Genomic DNA, 15409 nt, shown 5'->3' with positions numbered 1-15409 from the left:
GCTGTGTTTTACGCACGCTTAACAGTTACGCTAAGCTCAGTTGCGCTAGAATCAGCCTCAGTAACTTCTAAGCTTGTAGCAAGAGTTTCGTTGGCAATCAAATCACGGAACTGCTCAACTTTAGCAACGTCCGAAGCAGGCACGCTCAAAGTCAAAGCGATTCGGTCGCTAATATCCAAACCGTTCTCCTTGCGCGCATCCTGAACAGCACGAATAGCATCGCGAGCGTAACCTTCAGCAAGCAAATCAGCTGTCAAAGCAGTGTCAAGCATAACGAAACCGCCAGTTGGCATTGCAGAAGAAGCCGTATTCGCAGCCGCTTGAGCATCCGAAGATTCAACGCGATTCACAAGTTCATATTCGCCTTGTTCAAGCGCAACTTCGCCGTTTGGAGTCATAACAACAGGAGCGCCAGACTCGTCAACTCGCCAATCACCACTCTTCGAAGCCTTAATAGCAAACTGAACTTGCTTACCCAAACGAGGACCAGCCGCACGTGCGTTCACCTTAAGCTCGTGAACAATCTTCAAACCATGGCTGCTAGCGTCTTCCAAAGTGCAGAATGTAACATTCTTCACGTTAAGCTCGCGCTCAAGCACCTGCTCGTAAGGCTCTACAGCAGCAGTATTTTCTGCCACAACCGTCAAGTTTGCCAACGGCTGGCGCACACGCAACTGTTCCGCCTTACGCAACGAAAGCGTAGAAGACACAACCTCGCGAACCTTATCCATAGCAGCAACCAAAGCATCGTCGTGCGCAAGAACAGCACCAAGCTCAGTCACTTCGCCAGCCTTAGGATTCTTCTCGCCATCCGAAAGCATTTGCGGCTCAACCAAATAAGGCCAATCAGCCAAATGCACGGATTCGCCGCCGGTAAGACCACGCCACACAGCCTCCGCTTCCATAGGAGCAAGAGGAGAAATCGTGCGCATAAATACTTCCAACACAGTATAAAGCGTGTTGAAAGCAGTCTCGTCTTCATTCCAGAATCGGTCGCGGCTGCCGCGAATATACCAATTCGTAAGCACGTCAATAAAATCGCTTACTGCTGCGCAAGCATCGCTAATCGCAAACTCGTTCAAGCATTTTTCTACGCGCTCAACAAGCAAACGCGTGCGAGCAAGCAAATAACGATCCATGTTGCAAAGTCCTGCAACCTCATCCGCGCGAAGCCTGCGAGCATCGTAACCCTTACCACCGTTTGCAGCGTTCGCATACAGCGTAAAGAAGTAATACGAGCTCCAAACTGGAAGCATAACCTGACGAACTGTATCCCTAATGCCGTCTGCAGTCACAATCAAATTGCCACCGCGCAAAATTGGCGAAGACATAAGGAACCAGCGCATAGCATCTGAACCGTACTCGTTGAAAACACCGTTCACATCTGGGTAATTGCGCAAATGCTTACTCATCTTCTGACCGTCGGAACCAAGCACAATGCCATGGCAAATCACATTCTTAAAAGCTGGACGGTCGAATAGAGCCGTGGCCATAATGTGAAGCGTGTAGAACCATCCGCGAGTCTGACCAATATATTCAACTATGTAATCGCATGGGAAGTGCTCTTCGAAGAAGTCCTTATTTTCAAACGGATAATGGAACTGCGCGAAAGGCATAGAACCAGACTCAAACCAGCAGTCGAGAACATCCGTAATACGGTGCATTTGCGACTTTCCAGTAGGATCGTCTGGATTTGGACGAGTAAGGCGATCGATATACGGGCGGTGCATATTCACATTGCCGTTGTCATCGCGAGGATAATCGCCAAAATCAGCCTTAAGCTCATCCAACGAACCGTAAACGTCTACGCGAGGATACTTTGGATCGTCACTCACCCACACTGGAATTGGCGAGCCCAGAAGCGATTACGGCTAATAGACCAGTCGCGCGCGTTAGAAAGCCACTTACCAAACTGGCCGTCCTTAACATTTCCAGGAATCCAATTAATCTCCTGATTAAGCTCAAGCAAGCGCTTCTTAATCTTCGTAACAGATACAAACCAGCTAGAAACAGGCTTATAAATAAGCGGAGTTGCGCAACGCCAGCAGTGAGGATAGCTGTGCACGTAGCTTTTTTCTTGGAATAGCAACGCGCGCTGATCTTCCGGCATTTGAGCAAGAGGACCGTCTCCTGCACGCAAGTTGCGCAAAATTGGCAAGTTGGCGTCAAAAACGTACAAGCCTTCGTAATCTGGGCAGTCGCTTGTAAACTTGCAGCCTGCGTCGAGCACGTCAACGCTGCGAATTTCGTGCGCGTTAAGCGTGTTCATATCGTCCTCACCGTAAGGAGCCTGGTGAACGAGGCCGGTACCTTCAGCGGTGTCAACATAATCTGCTGTGAAAATCGTAAAAGCGTTAGGACCAGGAGTGCCACCCTCTGCGAGCGCAGATTCGCTTGCGAAGTAAGGGAATACTGGGTAGTAGCGCCAGCCAGCCATCTCAGCGCCCTTAAGTTCGCGCACAACCTCATAGTTTTCGCCAAGTTCCTTAGTGTAGGAACCAAGCAAAGGCTTACCAATGTAGAACTTTTTGCCAGCGAACTTGCCTTCAGTTGGGCGAACTTCCACGTAATCAATATCTGCGCCGACTACGATTGCGAAGTTGGTTGGAACTGTCCAAGGAGTAGTGGTCCAGAATACTGCGTAAGCATCGTCTTCGTCGCGAAGCTTAACAGCCACGGAAACGGTAGTATCCTGACGATTCTGGTACACGTCCGCATCCATGCGAAGCTCGTGGGCACTAAGTGGAGTTTGGTCCTTTGGGCAGTACGGAAGCACGCGGTAACCCTTGTAAGCCAAGCCCTTATCGTAAAGCTGCTTAAATGCCCACATTACGGATTCCATATATGGAATGTTCAGTGTCTTGTAGCCGCGCTCGAAATCAACCCAGCGCGCCTGACGATGTACGTAGTTTTGCCACTCGTTCGTGTACTTCAAAACGCTAGCACGGCAAGCATCGTTGAACTTCGCGATGCCCATTTTTTCGATTTGCTCAACCGACTCGATGCCGAGTTCCTTCTGCGCTTCCAACTCTGCTGGAAGGCCGTGAGTGTCCCAACCAAAAACGCGGTTTACTTTGCGGCCGCGCATAGTCTGATAGCGCGGAACCACGTCTTTTGCATAGCCTGTGAGAAGGTGGCCGTAGTGAGGAAGACCGTTTGCGAATGGAGGGCCGTCGAAGAACACAAACTCGTTCTGGCTTCCTTTTCCGGACGGGCGATATTCGATTGACTTGCGGAAAGTGTTGTTTGCATCCCAGTACTGGAGAACTGATTCTTCAAGCTTTGGGAAAGAAGGATTTGGTGCAACTTGCGCGCCGGCGTTTTCTTGCGTTGATGCAGTTACATTTGCTTTCGGATATACGTGACTTGCAGACGTATTTGCGCACGCGCTAGTTGCTGGATTAGTGGATTCGCTCACTGTGCTCTCCTCGCTCAACAGGGTGAATATTTCCCTGCGAGGACGACAGTTATTGCCGCGGTACCACCTCGCTTGCTACAAGATGCTTACGCAACTCTTGCAGCCTCTCGTGTTTGGCTATACGGGCCAACCCCGTCGGTTCTAATAAGCGAGAATCTTACGAATCCTCGCCGTTCTTCCGAAAACTCCCCGCCGATAACGGATCATCGCTTAAGTTAGAAACAATCTAACACTATCCCCTAACATTGTGAACTTTCAAAATCTCATTTATGCCCATTATGAAATAAATTATTATGAGATCCTATGCGAACAAACCTAATAACAGGAATATTATATCGGTAATTATAAATGAGAATTACATCAAATTTTCCTTCTTGCAAATGCAATTCCCAATATCCGCTGTACATACCACGAGGATGGCTCAATTGGTGAGGATTGTAAGATTCAGGAACTTCTTCAAATTCATAAATACTGTCAATTAAGTCCTCTAATTCGTGTTTAATTGATGGATTCTCTCGAAGCAACTTCCGTAAATCTGCTTGAAATTGAGTATCAAAAATAATTTTCATGACATATTATCCAAAAATGCTTTAGCTTCATTAGCATTGCTAAAAACAATGCCGTCTTCAGAAATTTTGCCATCTATAATTTGATTAGCGTGATTCATAGCTTTAAGCGTTGCTTCGTTGGGAACAGACGTAACGAGCGACGGACTAATAGGTAGAGCTTGTTCACGTACTGCCTGCTTAAGAAACATGTTTAAAGCAGTAGACATATCAAGACCTAAAGCATCAAATAAGGCTTCTGCATCTTGCTTAGTTTTCTCATCTGTTCTGAAATTAATTCTTGCGACCGCTGAAACAACCATAAAAAACACCATCCATTGTCATAATTACATACAATATATGTCTATTATACACACGCATGACACTTGCAATAAATAAGAAAAGTGCCCCGGATCAGAATCGAACTGACGACACCCACTTTAGGAGAGTGGTGCTCTATCCACTGAGCTACCGAGGCAACAAATGGCAATTATACACTATAGCGTGGTTTACACGCTATAACATGCTCAAGATTCAAGATTTGATTGCGTTCCAGCGGTTGCAGCCGTAGCAGACTGCTCCGCTTGAGCCGCGTCCAACTTAGCGCGAACCGATGCAAGCAAGCCCTGCGCACGCTTTGCTAGCGCTTCTCCAAGCTCCCATTGATGCATAGACTGATCCAAAGTCAAGCCGCCAGCCTCAAGTGCTTTAACAGCTTGCACAAGCTTTTCGCGCGCCTCTTCGTAAGGCATTGCGTTAATCGCAGCTCTCTCTTCGCTACTAAGCGTGCTAATAGCATCAACTTTTGCACCTGCGTCTTTTGTTTCGTCGCTCATAATTATCCTTTTCTAATTTTTTATTTAAGATTTTTTTATTTAAGATTTTTGCGTTTTTATTTTTAAGATATTTAGATTTTACAACTTTACGACTTTTCTACAGAAGTAACGCTAGCTGTAATCAAGCCACTTTTAAGAGTAACAGTTATATCATCTCCAGTTTTTACACGACTAGAATCATCGAGTACTTTCCCACCGCTAATTTGCACAACTGCGTAACCTCGATTAAGCGTTGATTGCGGACTAAGAGCCGTAATACTGGCATGTGCTTTTTCAACAGTCAAACTAGCGTCGTCAAGCAGCCGCACCAAACCATGCCTCATGCGTTCAACAGCCTGCTGCACAAACAACTCATGCGGCTCCAGCATAGTGCTCGGTCTAGTAAGGCTAGGACGGTTCGCGTAGCCTTCAACAAGTCGAATCTCATTATCAACTCGCGCAGAAATCCTCATGCGCGCGTGTTGCAAAGCGTTATCAATCAACTGCCATTGCTCGTTAATATCTGGAACAACGCGCTTTGCTGCGTCTGTAGGCGTAGAAGCTCGCATATCTGCAGCCAAATCAATAAGCGTCCAATCATCTTCGTGACCAATCGCAGAAACAATCGGAGTTACGCAAGCAGCCGTAGCGCGAACCACGCCCTCGTCCGAAAATCCAATCAAATCTTCAAAACTACCGCCGCCGCGCGCAACAATAATCACATCAACCTCTGGATCGGCATCTAGCTGCTTAATGGCCGCAATAACGTCCGCTGGGCATTGCACGCCCTGAACATGCGCGTGAACCACCTTAAAACGCGTTACAGGCCAGCGCAAATTCACGTTTGTAATAACATCGCCCTCGGCGCGAGCTTGAGGCGCACACACTAGTCCAATGCACTTTGGGAACTCAGGCAGAGGCACCTTGTTTTCTGCGTCGAACAAGCCTTCGCCTTTAAGCTTTTTGCGCAACTCATCTATTTGCGCTTTTAAGTCGCCAGCGCCAACACGTCTAATTTCGTCTGCAACAAAGCTCAATCGCGTTGCTTTTACCCAAATATCCGCCTTGCCGTGAACTACTACTCTATCGCCCTGCCGCAAATCTTTCGCTTGCTGAACAAACTTGCTAAAGCCCATTATGGAGATTGAAATGTCTTCGCTACTGTCTCTGAGCGTTATGTAGCCAGACGTAGACCTTCTCATGTTGATTTCAACAATCTGACCTTCTACCCAAGCTGCCGGCCACTTTTCTACAGCACCATGGAACTTTTGGCTTATAATGCTTACCGGCCAAGGATTTTCGGCAGTTGTCTCGCTTGCGCGCAAAGGTAGCGTGCGAGTGGCACTACTATTTTGACTGTCATAGCTATTTTGACTAACTTCATTTTGACTAACGTTGTCATTGTGAGGATAGCCAGAATCTTGATTGAAAAGCGTCATATTTAGCAAAGACATACACTAAGTTTCTTTTAGAAGATGGACAACAAGCGTTTAAAATATGCACAACAAACGCCGAAAAAATACGCAAAACACGACACGCCGTGACTTGCAAATAAAGTGATTCTGAGTATAGTTATTACTCGGCTCAAGAAATGACCAACGCCCCTTTAGCTCAGTTGGTTAGAGCAGCTGACTCTTAATCAGCGTGTCCAGGGTTCGAATCCCTGAGGGGGCACTCTTTGAAAACCCAAGCTTTATGGCTTGGGTTTTTTCGTATTTAGATTTTTCATTATTCACATATGATTTATATACGATTTATCCCAATATTCCAACAAAAGACTGAATCTCAGACACACTTTCGTCATTTGCACAATAACATTTAAAACACAATGTTGTGATAATTTTTGTGATAACTATAAAAAAGTAAAAATTCAAAATACACCAAACGACACACCAAACGACACACCAAACGATCTATGTGTAATTCTTCAACAGAAAATACAAAAAGACCCCACGAGTTTCCTCATGGGGTCTTTTCTAAGACTTAACTAATATCTTCAGTTAGAAAAAATACTAGGCAAGAATCTTGGTCACACGACCAGAACCAACGGTACGGCCACCTTCACGAACTGCGAAGGTCAAGCCCTCTTCCATTGCGATAGCCTGGATCAACTCAACAGTGAAGGTTGCGTGATCGCCTGGCTGAACCATTTCGATGCCGTCTGGCAAGGTGATAACGCCAGTAACATCGGTGGTACGGAAGTAGAACTGTGGACGGTAGTTGGAGAAGAATGGCGAGTGACGGCCACCTTCGTCCTTGGTCAAGACGTAAACTTCGCCTTCGAACTTGGTGTGTGGTGTCACAGAACCTGGAGCAGCCACAACCTGACCACGCTCAACGTCGGTACGGTTGATACCACGAAGAAGAAGACCAGTGTTATCGCCAGCCTCTGCCTCATCCATCTGCTTGTGGAAGGTCTCGATAGAGGTGACGGTGGTGGTCTGGGTATCGCGCAAACCAACGATCTCAACTGGGGTGTTGATTGGGAGCTTACCACGCTCAACACGACCAGTGACAACGGTACCACGACCGGAGATGGTGAACACATCTTCGATTGGCATCAAGAATGGCTTGTCAAGATCGTGAGTTGGGGTTGGGATGTACTCGTCAACAGCCTTCATGAGTTCCTTGACGGTCTCTACCCACTTGTCGTGGTCTGGAGCGTCATCATGCAAAGCGCCGTAAGCGGAAGTACGGATGACTGGGCAATCGCGATCGAAGCCGTTTTCTTCGAGGAGGTCACGAACCTCTTCTTCAACGAGATCGATAAGCTCTTCGTCGTCAACCATATCGCACTTGTTCAAAGCAACAAGAATTTTTGGAACGCCGACCTGCTTAGCAAGCAAGACGTGTTCACGGGTCTGAGCCATTGGGCCGTCGGTAGCAGCAACCACGAGGATTGCGCCATCCATCTGAGCGGCACCAGTGATCATGTTCTTAACGTAATCAGCGTGGCCTGGGGCGTCCACGTGAGCATAGTGGCGTGCAGCCGTCTGATACTCGATGTGGGCGATGTTAATGGTAATGCCGCGCTCCTTCTCTTCTGGAGCGGCGTCGATCTGATCGAAGTCATACTGAGGGTTCAGATCTGGATATTCGCCATGAAGCACCTTAGAAATAGCCGCGGTCAAGGTAGTCTTACCGTGATCAACGTGACCGATGGTACCAATGTTAACATGCGGCTTAGTACGCTCGTACTTTTCCTTTGCCATGTGTTTGTCCTCCTGGACGTCTCGTAGTTTGCTTCACAACCTTATGTGAAGCCTCTCGCTACATATTTACTGGGTTTCTGGGTTAGGTGCCACTTCGGTGCCAGAACCCAGTCAACGTACGAAATTCTAGCGTTGACTAGGGACACAAAACACCGAAGTAGCGTGCGCTTTTACTCGCCGCGCTGGGCTTTAATAATCTCGTCCGAAACAGCCTTTGGAACTTCCGCGTAAGAGTCCATCTGCATGGTGAACATTGCACGTCCCTGAGTCTTGGAACGAAGATCACCAATGTAGCCGAACATCTCGCTCAGTGGAACCTTAGCGTCAATAACCTTAACGCCAGTAGCGTCGGTCATAGACTGAATGTTTCCACGACGGGAGTTCAAATCGCCCATAACGTCGCCCATGTACTCTTCTGGAGTACGAACTTCCACTGCCATAATTGGCTCGAGGATTACTGGGTGAGCCTTAGGAGCAGCTTCCTTGAAGCACATGGAACCTGCAATCTTGAAGGCCATTTCCGAAGAATCAACGTCGTGAGTCTGACCGTCGGTAACGGTTGCTTTAACGCCAACCACTGGGAAGCCTGCCAAAACGCCAGATTCCATAGCTTCCTGCACACCTGCGTCGATGGAAGGAATGAATTCCTTAGTAATGTGGCCGCCAGTGACCTCGTTAACAAACTGATAGACTTCGCCAGATTCTGGATCGATTGGCTCGAAGTTCATCAAAACCTTTGCGAACTGACCAGAACCACCAGTCTGCTTCTTGTGGGTGTATTCCTGGTTCATAACAGCCTTACGAATGGTTTCACGATAAGCAACCTGTGGCTTACCAACATTCGCTTCGACCTTGAACTCGCGGCGCATACGATCCACAATAATGTCGAGCTGAAGCTCGCCCATACCAGAAATCAAAGTCTGACCAGACTCTTCATCGGTCTTAACCTGGAAGGTAGGATCCTCATCAGAAAGCTTAGCCAAAGCCAAGCTCATCTTTTCCTGATCTGCCTTCGTCTTTGGCTCCACAGCAACCTCGATAACAGGATCTGGGAAGGTCATGGATTCCAAAGAAATTGGGTTCTTTTCGTCGCACAAAGTATCACCAGTGCTGACATTCTTCAAACCGACAAAGGTGTAAATGTTTCCAGCTTCTGCAGAATCTACAGGATTTTCCTTATCTGCGTGCATCTGGAAGATCTTACCAACACGCTCCTTCTTGGACTTGGTGGAATCGTACACAGAATCGCCTGGCTTAACTTCACCAGAATACACGCGCACGAACACAAGCTTTCCATAGAATGGATGGGTTGAAATCTTGAACACCAAAGCTGCAAATGGATCGGTGTTTACTGGCTTACGATCAATTTCAACAGATTCGTCGCTTGGATCAAAGCCCTTAATAGATGGAACGTCTTCTGGGCTTGGAAGGAAGTCAACAACAGCATCCAGCATTGGCTGAACGCCCTTATCCTTGAATGCAGAACCGCAAGTTACTGGGAAGGCTTCGCGAGCAATAGTAAGCTTGCGAATACCAGCGCGCATTTCTTCTTCAGAAAGCTCTCCAGATTCGAGGTACTTCTCAAGCAACTCTTCGTCAGCTTCTGCAACCTGATCCATAAGCTCGGCACGATATTCTTCTGCACGCTCCTGCAAGTCTGCAGGAATGTCAACGGTGTCGTAGTGGGCACCCATATCGTCCTTAACGTCATTCCAGACGTAAGCCTTCATACGAATCAAGTCAACAACACCAAGGAAGTCGTTTTCAGCACCGATTGGAAGCTGAATAACGAGAGGCTTAGCGCCAAGCTTTTCCTTAATGGTCTTAACAGAATAGTAGAAATCTGCGCCAAGCTTATCCATCTTGTTGATGAAGCAAATACGTGGAACACTATACTTATCAGCCTGACGCCAAACGGTTTCAGACTGAGGCTCCACGCCTTCCTTACCATCAAACACTGCAACAGCACCGTCGAGAACACGCAAAGAACGCTCAACCTCTGCGGTAAAGTCAACGTGTCCTGGTGTATCGATGATGTTGATCTGGTAGCGATCGTCAGTGTCATGAGTCTGACGCTGCCAGAAGCAAGTGGTTGCAGCAGACTGAATAGTAATACCGCGTTCCTGCTCCTGTGCCATGAAGTCCATGGTGGATGCGCCATCGTGAGTTTCACCGATCTTGTAATTCTTACCAGTGTAGTAAAGAATACGCTCGGTGGTAGTAGTCTTACCAGCATCGATGTGCGCCATGATGCCGATGTTACGAACCATATTCAGGTCGTTAAGCACATCTTGTGCCATATTATTATCCTTAGCTCTTTAAGATACCGATTATCTTGTGGATTACCAGCGATAGTGAGCAAAAGCCTTGTTTGCTTCTGCCATCTTGTGGGTATCCTCGCGGCGCTTTACAGAAGCACCCAAGCCATTGGAGGCATCGAGAATTTCGTTAGCCAAACGCTCAGCCATAGTCTTCTCACGACGAAGGCGGGAGAAGTCGGTAAGCCAGCGCAAGGACAAAGTGTTTGCACGAGCAGGCTTAACTTCGACTGGCACCTGGTAGGTTGCACCACCGACGCGGCGGGAACGAACCTCAAGGCTTGGACGAATGTTATCGAGAGCGCGCTTCAAAACAGAAACTGGCTCCTGCTCGGTCTTTGCCTTCACCTGCTCAAGAGCAGTGTAGACGATGTTTTCTGCGATGGACTTCTTGCCATCGAGAAGAATTTTGTTAATCAACTGAGCCACGACGGTCGAGCCGTAGATTGGATCAGGAAGCAGCTGATGCTTTTTTGCAGGTCCTTTACGTGACATGTTTTACTTCGCCTTCTTTGCTCCATACAGGGAACGACCCTGCTTGCGGTCCTTAACACCCTGGGTATCGAGAGCACCACGCACGATGTGGTAACGCACACCTGGGAGATCCTTCACACGGCCACCGCGCACGAGCACAATGGAGTGCTCCTGCAAGTTATGACCTTCGCCTGGAATATAGGCGGTTACTTCAATACCCGAGCTGAGGCGCACACGAGCAACCTTACGAAGCGCAGAGTTTGGCTTCTTAGGAGTGGTGGTGTACACACGAGTGCACACGCCACGACGCAACGGGCTACCTTTCAAGGCCAAAGTCTTTGACTTCTTAGGCTTGGCCTGACGTCCCTTACGGACGAGTTGTTCAATCGTAGGCAACTTAAGTTCTCCGATTCATTGTTATCTTCTATTTGGTGAAAACCGCCACACTGCAGCACACCTTAAACCATGAATCGGTTAAAAGAGTAAAAGCCACAGTCCACCGGCCCGATGGCCCTCATGCCTCCAGCCACGCATTACTGCGCGCTATCCCTGGCACTTGGGATATCCCAACGAGAACACCTATAACATAAGGCGCACCGTTGGCACACACGAATTACTATTATACATCCTTGCTTGACAATTAAAATACGCTTAAATAAGATCCGCTTAAACGAACTACTTTAAAATAGGTCTCGCAGGAGCAGAAACATCAAGACGTTGCCTGTTTCCAATTTTGCTAGGATCATTGATAATCACGTCTACAATCGCCTTTTTAAGATCTAAATCTGAAGAATCACCCCAAACAATTACACGATGAATTTCTACATTAGAAACAGTGGAAGAAATCTCAGTTTCAACAGAATCCTGAGTTCTGGCACTAACTCGCATTACATGTGAACGAAAATCTTCAGACAAAGAACTTACAATTTTCAACGCCTCACGTACAGCCTTACTGCTCAAACTCTTGTGAACGTCTGTAACTTCAATAACTGGAATGCCTGTAGTAGGAACATTTTCAACTGCATTAAGAACTCTACCTTTAACGTCAACAGCTGTTAATTTTTCACTACCGTGAGATTTAAGCATCGCAGCAGGCTTTTGCGCCCTAACCGTTATTTGCAATCCTTGAGGGAATTTTTTTGAAACCTTAGCTTCTGTAACACCAGGTATGTTATTAAGTTGCTCAATTATTTCTTGAGATGACACTAAAAACAGCGATTTATTTACCTGATTAGATGCAATAGACGAAATTTTTTGCTCACTAACCCATTCGTTAGAGCCAAGAATACTAATATTTTCAGACTTAAGTCTAAATATAGGAGAAAAGAATAGAACCCAACATAGCAATGTTATAGATGCAATTATCAGAAAACTATAGAGTAATCTCAACAGAATCGTACGTAAACTAGCGAACTTTTTTTCTTTTTCTCTAGCACTGAAATCTATAACTTTAGGCCTAGAAACAATACCCAATGGTCCAGCGGTTGAACGCAAAGTCTGTTTTACAAAATCAACTACAGAAAGTCTCCTAGCATCTACAAAAGTGTTTTTAGAAGCATTATTTTTTGTAGATTCACCCGATACAGAAAACTCTGCAGTTACAGAAGACGCAGAAGATTTAGATGCAGTTGTAGGCACGGAAGATGTAACAAACTCAATAGAACTATCAGATGTAGTTAAATTCGATTTTGCTGTTCTACCTTTTTTGCGCAATGATTTTTTAGAAATCAGGTTACGATTTTCCGCATCGTTTCCAGTCGTACTAGATACAGTACGACCTTCAGACTTGCTAAAAATCACACGCCCCATACACTACCTCTTAAATCAGCTTACGACTTTTATCTGCTTTAAAGTTTTATAAACTCTTATAAACTCACAAACTTTTGGAACTCAATGCTTCAAGCATAACAGATGTCATAGCTGTGATACTTCCTGCTCCAACAGTAAACAGCACATCGCCATTTTTTGCTCGATTAGCCAATTTTAGAGCACCTTCACGCATATCTTCCACTGCCTCGATATTAGACGTAATATCATCTTTCCTAGCTACATCAACAATAGTTGACGCGTGAATATCTGGGAAATCTTCCTGTTTTTCTCTAGCTGGGAAAATTCCAGTGACGATCACGTCATCTGCAAGAGATAATGCAGATGCAAATTCGTGCGCAAAAGAGCGAGTTCTAGAAAACAGATGCGGCTGGAAAAGAACACGAATACTAGCATTCGGATATCTTCTTCTTGCAGCGCGCAAAAGAGCATCTATCTCCGTAGGATGATGCGCGTAATCGTCTACAACCGTTACTCCATTAACACACCCACGAATATCGAATCGCCTAGAAGCCCCACGGAAACTAGAAGCACCATCTGCCGCATCTTTAGAGCTCATGCCTAAAAGCATCGCAGCAATAATAGCAGCACATGCGTTCCTAGCATTATGCAATCCTGGAATTATAAGATTAACGTCTATAAAATCGCCATTAAATTCAATAACAAACGATTCACTTCCGCTACCCGTTTTTTCACTTTCATGCTCAATAAAAGCAAATTTTACAAAACTTTTCACTCGATCATTCAGCAAAGAAACATTATCTTTATTACTTGCGTAAACGATTGTTTTTTTAAGAGAATCATCGCCTAAATCATCTAAAACGGCACGAGCGCCATCATCATCTGCACAAATCACAATATGCCCAAGAGCATGGCTTAAATGTTCAACAAAAGCCGAGCGATAATTTTGCGCATTCCCATAATGATCCAAATGATCCGCTTCAACATTTGTAACAATTGCAATATACGGATTATATTTTTCAAAGCTGCCGTCGGATTCATCCGCCTCCGCAACCATAACGTTCCCGCTGCCAGCATGCCCTCCGTCTATTTCACCACCATCTTGTGCTTGAATAGATCCACCAATCGCATAACTCGGGTCTGCTAGATCACCTTTACCACAAACTCGCAAAATATGTGCTAAAAGTGAGCTTGTTGTAGTTTTGCCATGCGCTCCAGCAACAGTTACTCCCCTTTTAGCACTTAAAAGCAATGATAAGATGTCGCTTCTGTGTACAAGTTTCACACCATTTTGATAAGCAGCAATAATTTCAGGATTACTCGGCTTAATCGCGCTAGAATACACAAGAATATCTGAATTTTTTACATGACTTGCACTTTGACCTATTTTTACATTTATTCCAAGTTCTTCTAAGCGTCTTGTGTGGTCATTTTCTTGACAATCACATCCACTTACTTCTACCCCTTCTTCGTGTAGCATTTCTGCCAAAACGCTCATTCCAGCTCCGCCTATTCCAATAAAGTGAACAGAGCCTAACGAAGATATAGTCTGGTCTGCTTCAAATGCTGAGCGCATAGGATTCATATTAATATCCATAATTATCTTCTGCTTTCTTTTGCAATATCAAGAATATATTTTGCCATTACGCTTGCAGCATCACGAATGCCATATTTCCAAGATTTTTCACGCATTTGTTCAAGACGATTTGTATTGTCAAGCAATTTCAACACATTGTCACGAATCCAGTCAACAGTAAAATCAGAATCGCTAACCATAATCGCTCCTCCTGCATCCACAACAGGCTGTGCGTTAAAACGCTGCTCACCATTACCAATCGGTAGAGGAACGTAAATTGCAGGAAGACCAATAGCAGATATTTCTGCAACAGTACCAGCGCCAGACCTACAAATCACCAAATCTGCACAGGCAAAAGCCCAGTCGATCCTCTCCAAATATTCACAAATATGATAATCACCTAAACCTGCATGCTCTGGCTTAACGTCGTTTATTTGATTAAGACCAGCCACTCGCGCAACATTATCTTTAACTTCTTTAGACTTTCCAGAACCCGTAAGATGAACTATTTGAGCGCACTTAAGCAAATCGCCAGCAGCAATAGAAACAGAATCGTTCAAGCTTTTAGCACCTAAAGACCCACCTGTAACAAGTACAATAGGTCTACTTGGGTCTAATCCAAGCCTTTTAGCACCTTCTACCCTAGCTAAATCAGAATCTTGTGTAATTTGTGCGCATAAATCAGATATCGCTTTTCTAAGAGGCAAACCGACTCGTAACGCTTTTGTGCACGAACCTAATTTTGAGCACAAACCAGTGCCATCATAAACACAACCAATCATGTTAGCCCAACGCGCACCAAGTTTATTTGCCATTCCAGCACGAGCATTCTGCTCATGAATAACAATAGGCAATCTCATGCTGTGCGCTTGCGAATAAACAGGAGCAGAAGCATAACCACCAAAACCAACAACAACATCAGCGCGTCTTTTTTTCAGTATTTCACGAACCTTATTCTTTTCACGAACCCATTTAAAAGGAAACTTAAACATGTATAAATTAGGTTTTCTCGGAAAAGGAACTTTCTCAATAACATCAAGCGGTAAACCAGCTTGTGGAACAAGAGTTTTTTCTAATCCAACATTAGTTCCAATAACACTAATTTTTACAGATTCATCTAAATCTTTTAATGCGCTAGCTACAGAAAGAAGAGGATTAACATGACCTGCTGTTCCGCCCCCTGCTAGAACAACATGCAAAGAATCTTCATCGAAATTATCGACAGAGGAATCAGAGTTCACATCTTCCATATAAACCACCTAC

11 protein-coding genes, 2 tRNA genes and 1 pseudogene are annotated in these 15409 nt (G+C 45.6%); 1 reads left to right on the top strand and 13 read right to left on the bottom strand.

What is annotated here, in order from left to right:
- Nucleotides 1-8 precede the first annotated feature (8 nt).
- From ileS to xseA, 6 genes and pseudogenes are all read right to left on the bottom strand, one after another.
- Nucleotides 9-3418, bottom strand: a pseudogene (gene ileS / locus HXT24_RS03185) (mupirocin-resistant isoleucine--tRNA ligase).
- A 263-nt stretch (nt 3419-3681) separates the two neighbouring features.
- Complete coding sequence (locus tag HXT24_RS03180; protein ID WP_004124725.1) at nt 3682-3987, bottom strand: type II toxin-antitoxin system YafQ family toxin; 306 nt, start codon at nt 3985-3987, stop codon at nt 3682-3684.
- Nucleotides 3984-4286, bottom strand: a complete 303-nt coding sequence (locus HXT24_RS03175; protein ID WP_032836992.1) for a type II toxin-antitoxin system RelB/DinJ family antitoxin — start codon at nt 4284-4286, stop codon at nt 3984-3986. The genes HXT24_RS03180 and HXT24_RS03175 overlap by 4 nt, the downstream gene beginning before the upstream one ends.
- Before the next feature lie 82 nt (nt 4287-4368).
- Nucleotides 4369-4441, bottom strand: a tRNA-Arg gene (locus tag HXT24_RS03170).
- 49 nt (nt 4442-4490) lie between these two features.
- A complete protein-coding gene (locus HXT24_RS03165) occupies nt 4491-4799 on the bottom strand; it encodes an exodeoxyribonuclease VII small subunit (RefSeq protein ID WP_004112318.1) in 309 nt (102 codons plus the stop codon).
- A gap of 86 nt (nt 4800-4885) precedes the next feature.
- Nucleotides 4886-6232, bottom strand: coding sequence for an exodeoxyribonuclease VII large subunit (xseA, locus tag HXT24_RS03160; RefSeq protein ID WP_422119594.1), 1347 nt, complete (start codon nt 6230-6232; stop codon nt 4886-4888).
- A gap of 146 nt (nt 6233-6378) precedes the next feature.
- Between xseA and HXT24_RS03155 the strand changes: the two genes are divergently transcribed.
- Nucleotides 6379-6452: transfer RNA gene (locus HXT24_RS03155), tRNA-Lys, on the top strand.
- Between the two features lie 338 nt (nt 6453-6790).
- Here HXT24_RS03155 and tuf read toward each other — a convergent pair.
- The 7 genes from tuf to HXT24_RS03120 all read right to left on the bottom strand — a co-directional run bounded on the left by tuf (nt 6791) and on the right by HXT24_RS03120 (nt 15396).
- Entirely contained in the window at nt 6791-7990 is a 1200-nt protein-coding gene (tuf, locus tag HXT24_RS03150) for an elongation factor Tu (protein WP_004112314.1), read from the bottom strand.
- A gap of 170 nt (nt 7991-8160) precedes the next feature.
- Nucleotides 8161-10290 carry an elongation factor G gene (gene fusA, locus HXT24_RS03145; RefSeq protein ID WP_004112311.1) on the bottom strand — a complete coding sequence of 710 codons (2130 nt, stop codon included), beginning with the start codon at nt 10288-10290 and terminating at the stop codon, nt 8161-8163.
- A 42-nt stretch (nt 10291-10332) separates the two neighbouring features.
- Nucleotides 10333-10803, bottom strand: coding sequence for a 30S ribosomal protein S7 (gene rpsG / locus HXT24_RS03140; protein WP_004112309.1), 471 nt, complete (start codon nt 10801-10803; stop codon nt 10333-10335).
- A 3-nt stretch (nt 10804-10806) separates the two neighbouring features.
- Nucleotides 10807-11178, bottom strand: coding sequence for a 30S ribosomal protein S12 (gene rpsL, locus HXT24_RS03135; RefSeq protein ID WP_003813881.1), 372 nt, complete (start codon nt 11176-11178; stop codon nt 10807-10809).
- Nucleotides 11179-11457: 279 nt separating this feature from the next.
- Entirely contained in the window at nt 11458-12591 is a 1134-nt protein-coding gene (locus HXT24_RS03130) for a cell division protein FtsQ/DivIB (RefSeq protein ID WP_020761691.1), read from the bottom strand.
- A gap of 64 nt (nt 12592-12655) precedes the next feature.
- Nucleotides 12656-14167 carry a UDP-N-acetylmuramate--L-alanine ligase gene (gene murC / locus HXT24_RS03125; protein ID WP_422119593.1) on the bottom strand — a complete coding sequence of 504 codons (1512 nt, stop codon included), beginning with the start codon at nt 14165-14167 and terminating at the stop codon, nt 12656-12658.
- A gap of 2 nt (nt 14168-14169) precedes the next feature.
- On the bottom strand, nt 14170-15396 hold the full coding sequence (locus HXT24_RS03120; RefSeq protein WP_020761693.1) for a UDP-N-acetylglucosamine--N-acetylmuramyl-(pentapeptide) pyrophosphoryl-undecaprenol N-acetylglucosamine transferase: 1227 nt from the start codon (nt 15394-15396) through the stop codon (nt 14170-14172).
- Between the last annotated feature and the right edge of the window lie 13 nt (nt 15397-15409).

Origin of the sequence: Gardnerella sp. DNF00354 (assembly GCF_049262755.1) — a bacterium.
Classification (GTDB): domain Bacteria; phylum Actinomycetota; class Actinomycetes; order Actinomycetales; family Bifidobacteriaceae; genus Bifidobacterium; species Bifidobacterium vaginale.
The sequence above is the reverse complement of the archived record's forward strand: the minus strand, read 5'-3'. Positions and strand labels throughout refer to the sequence as shown.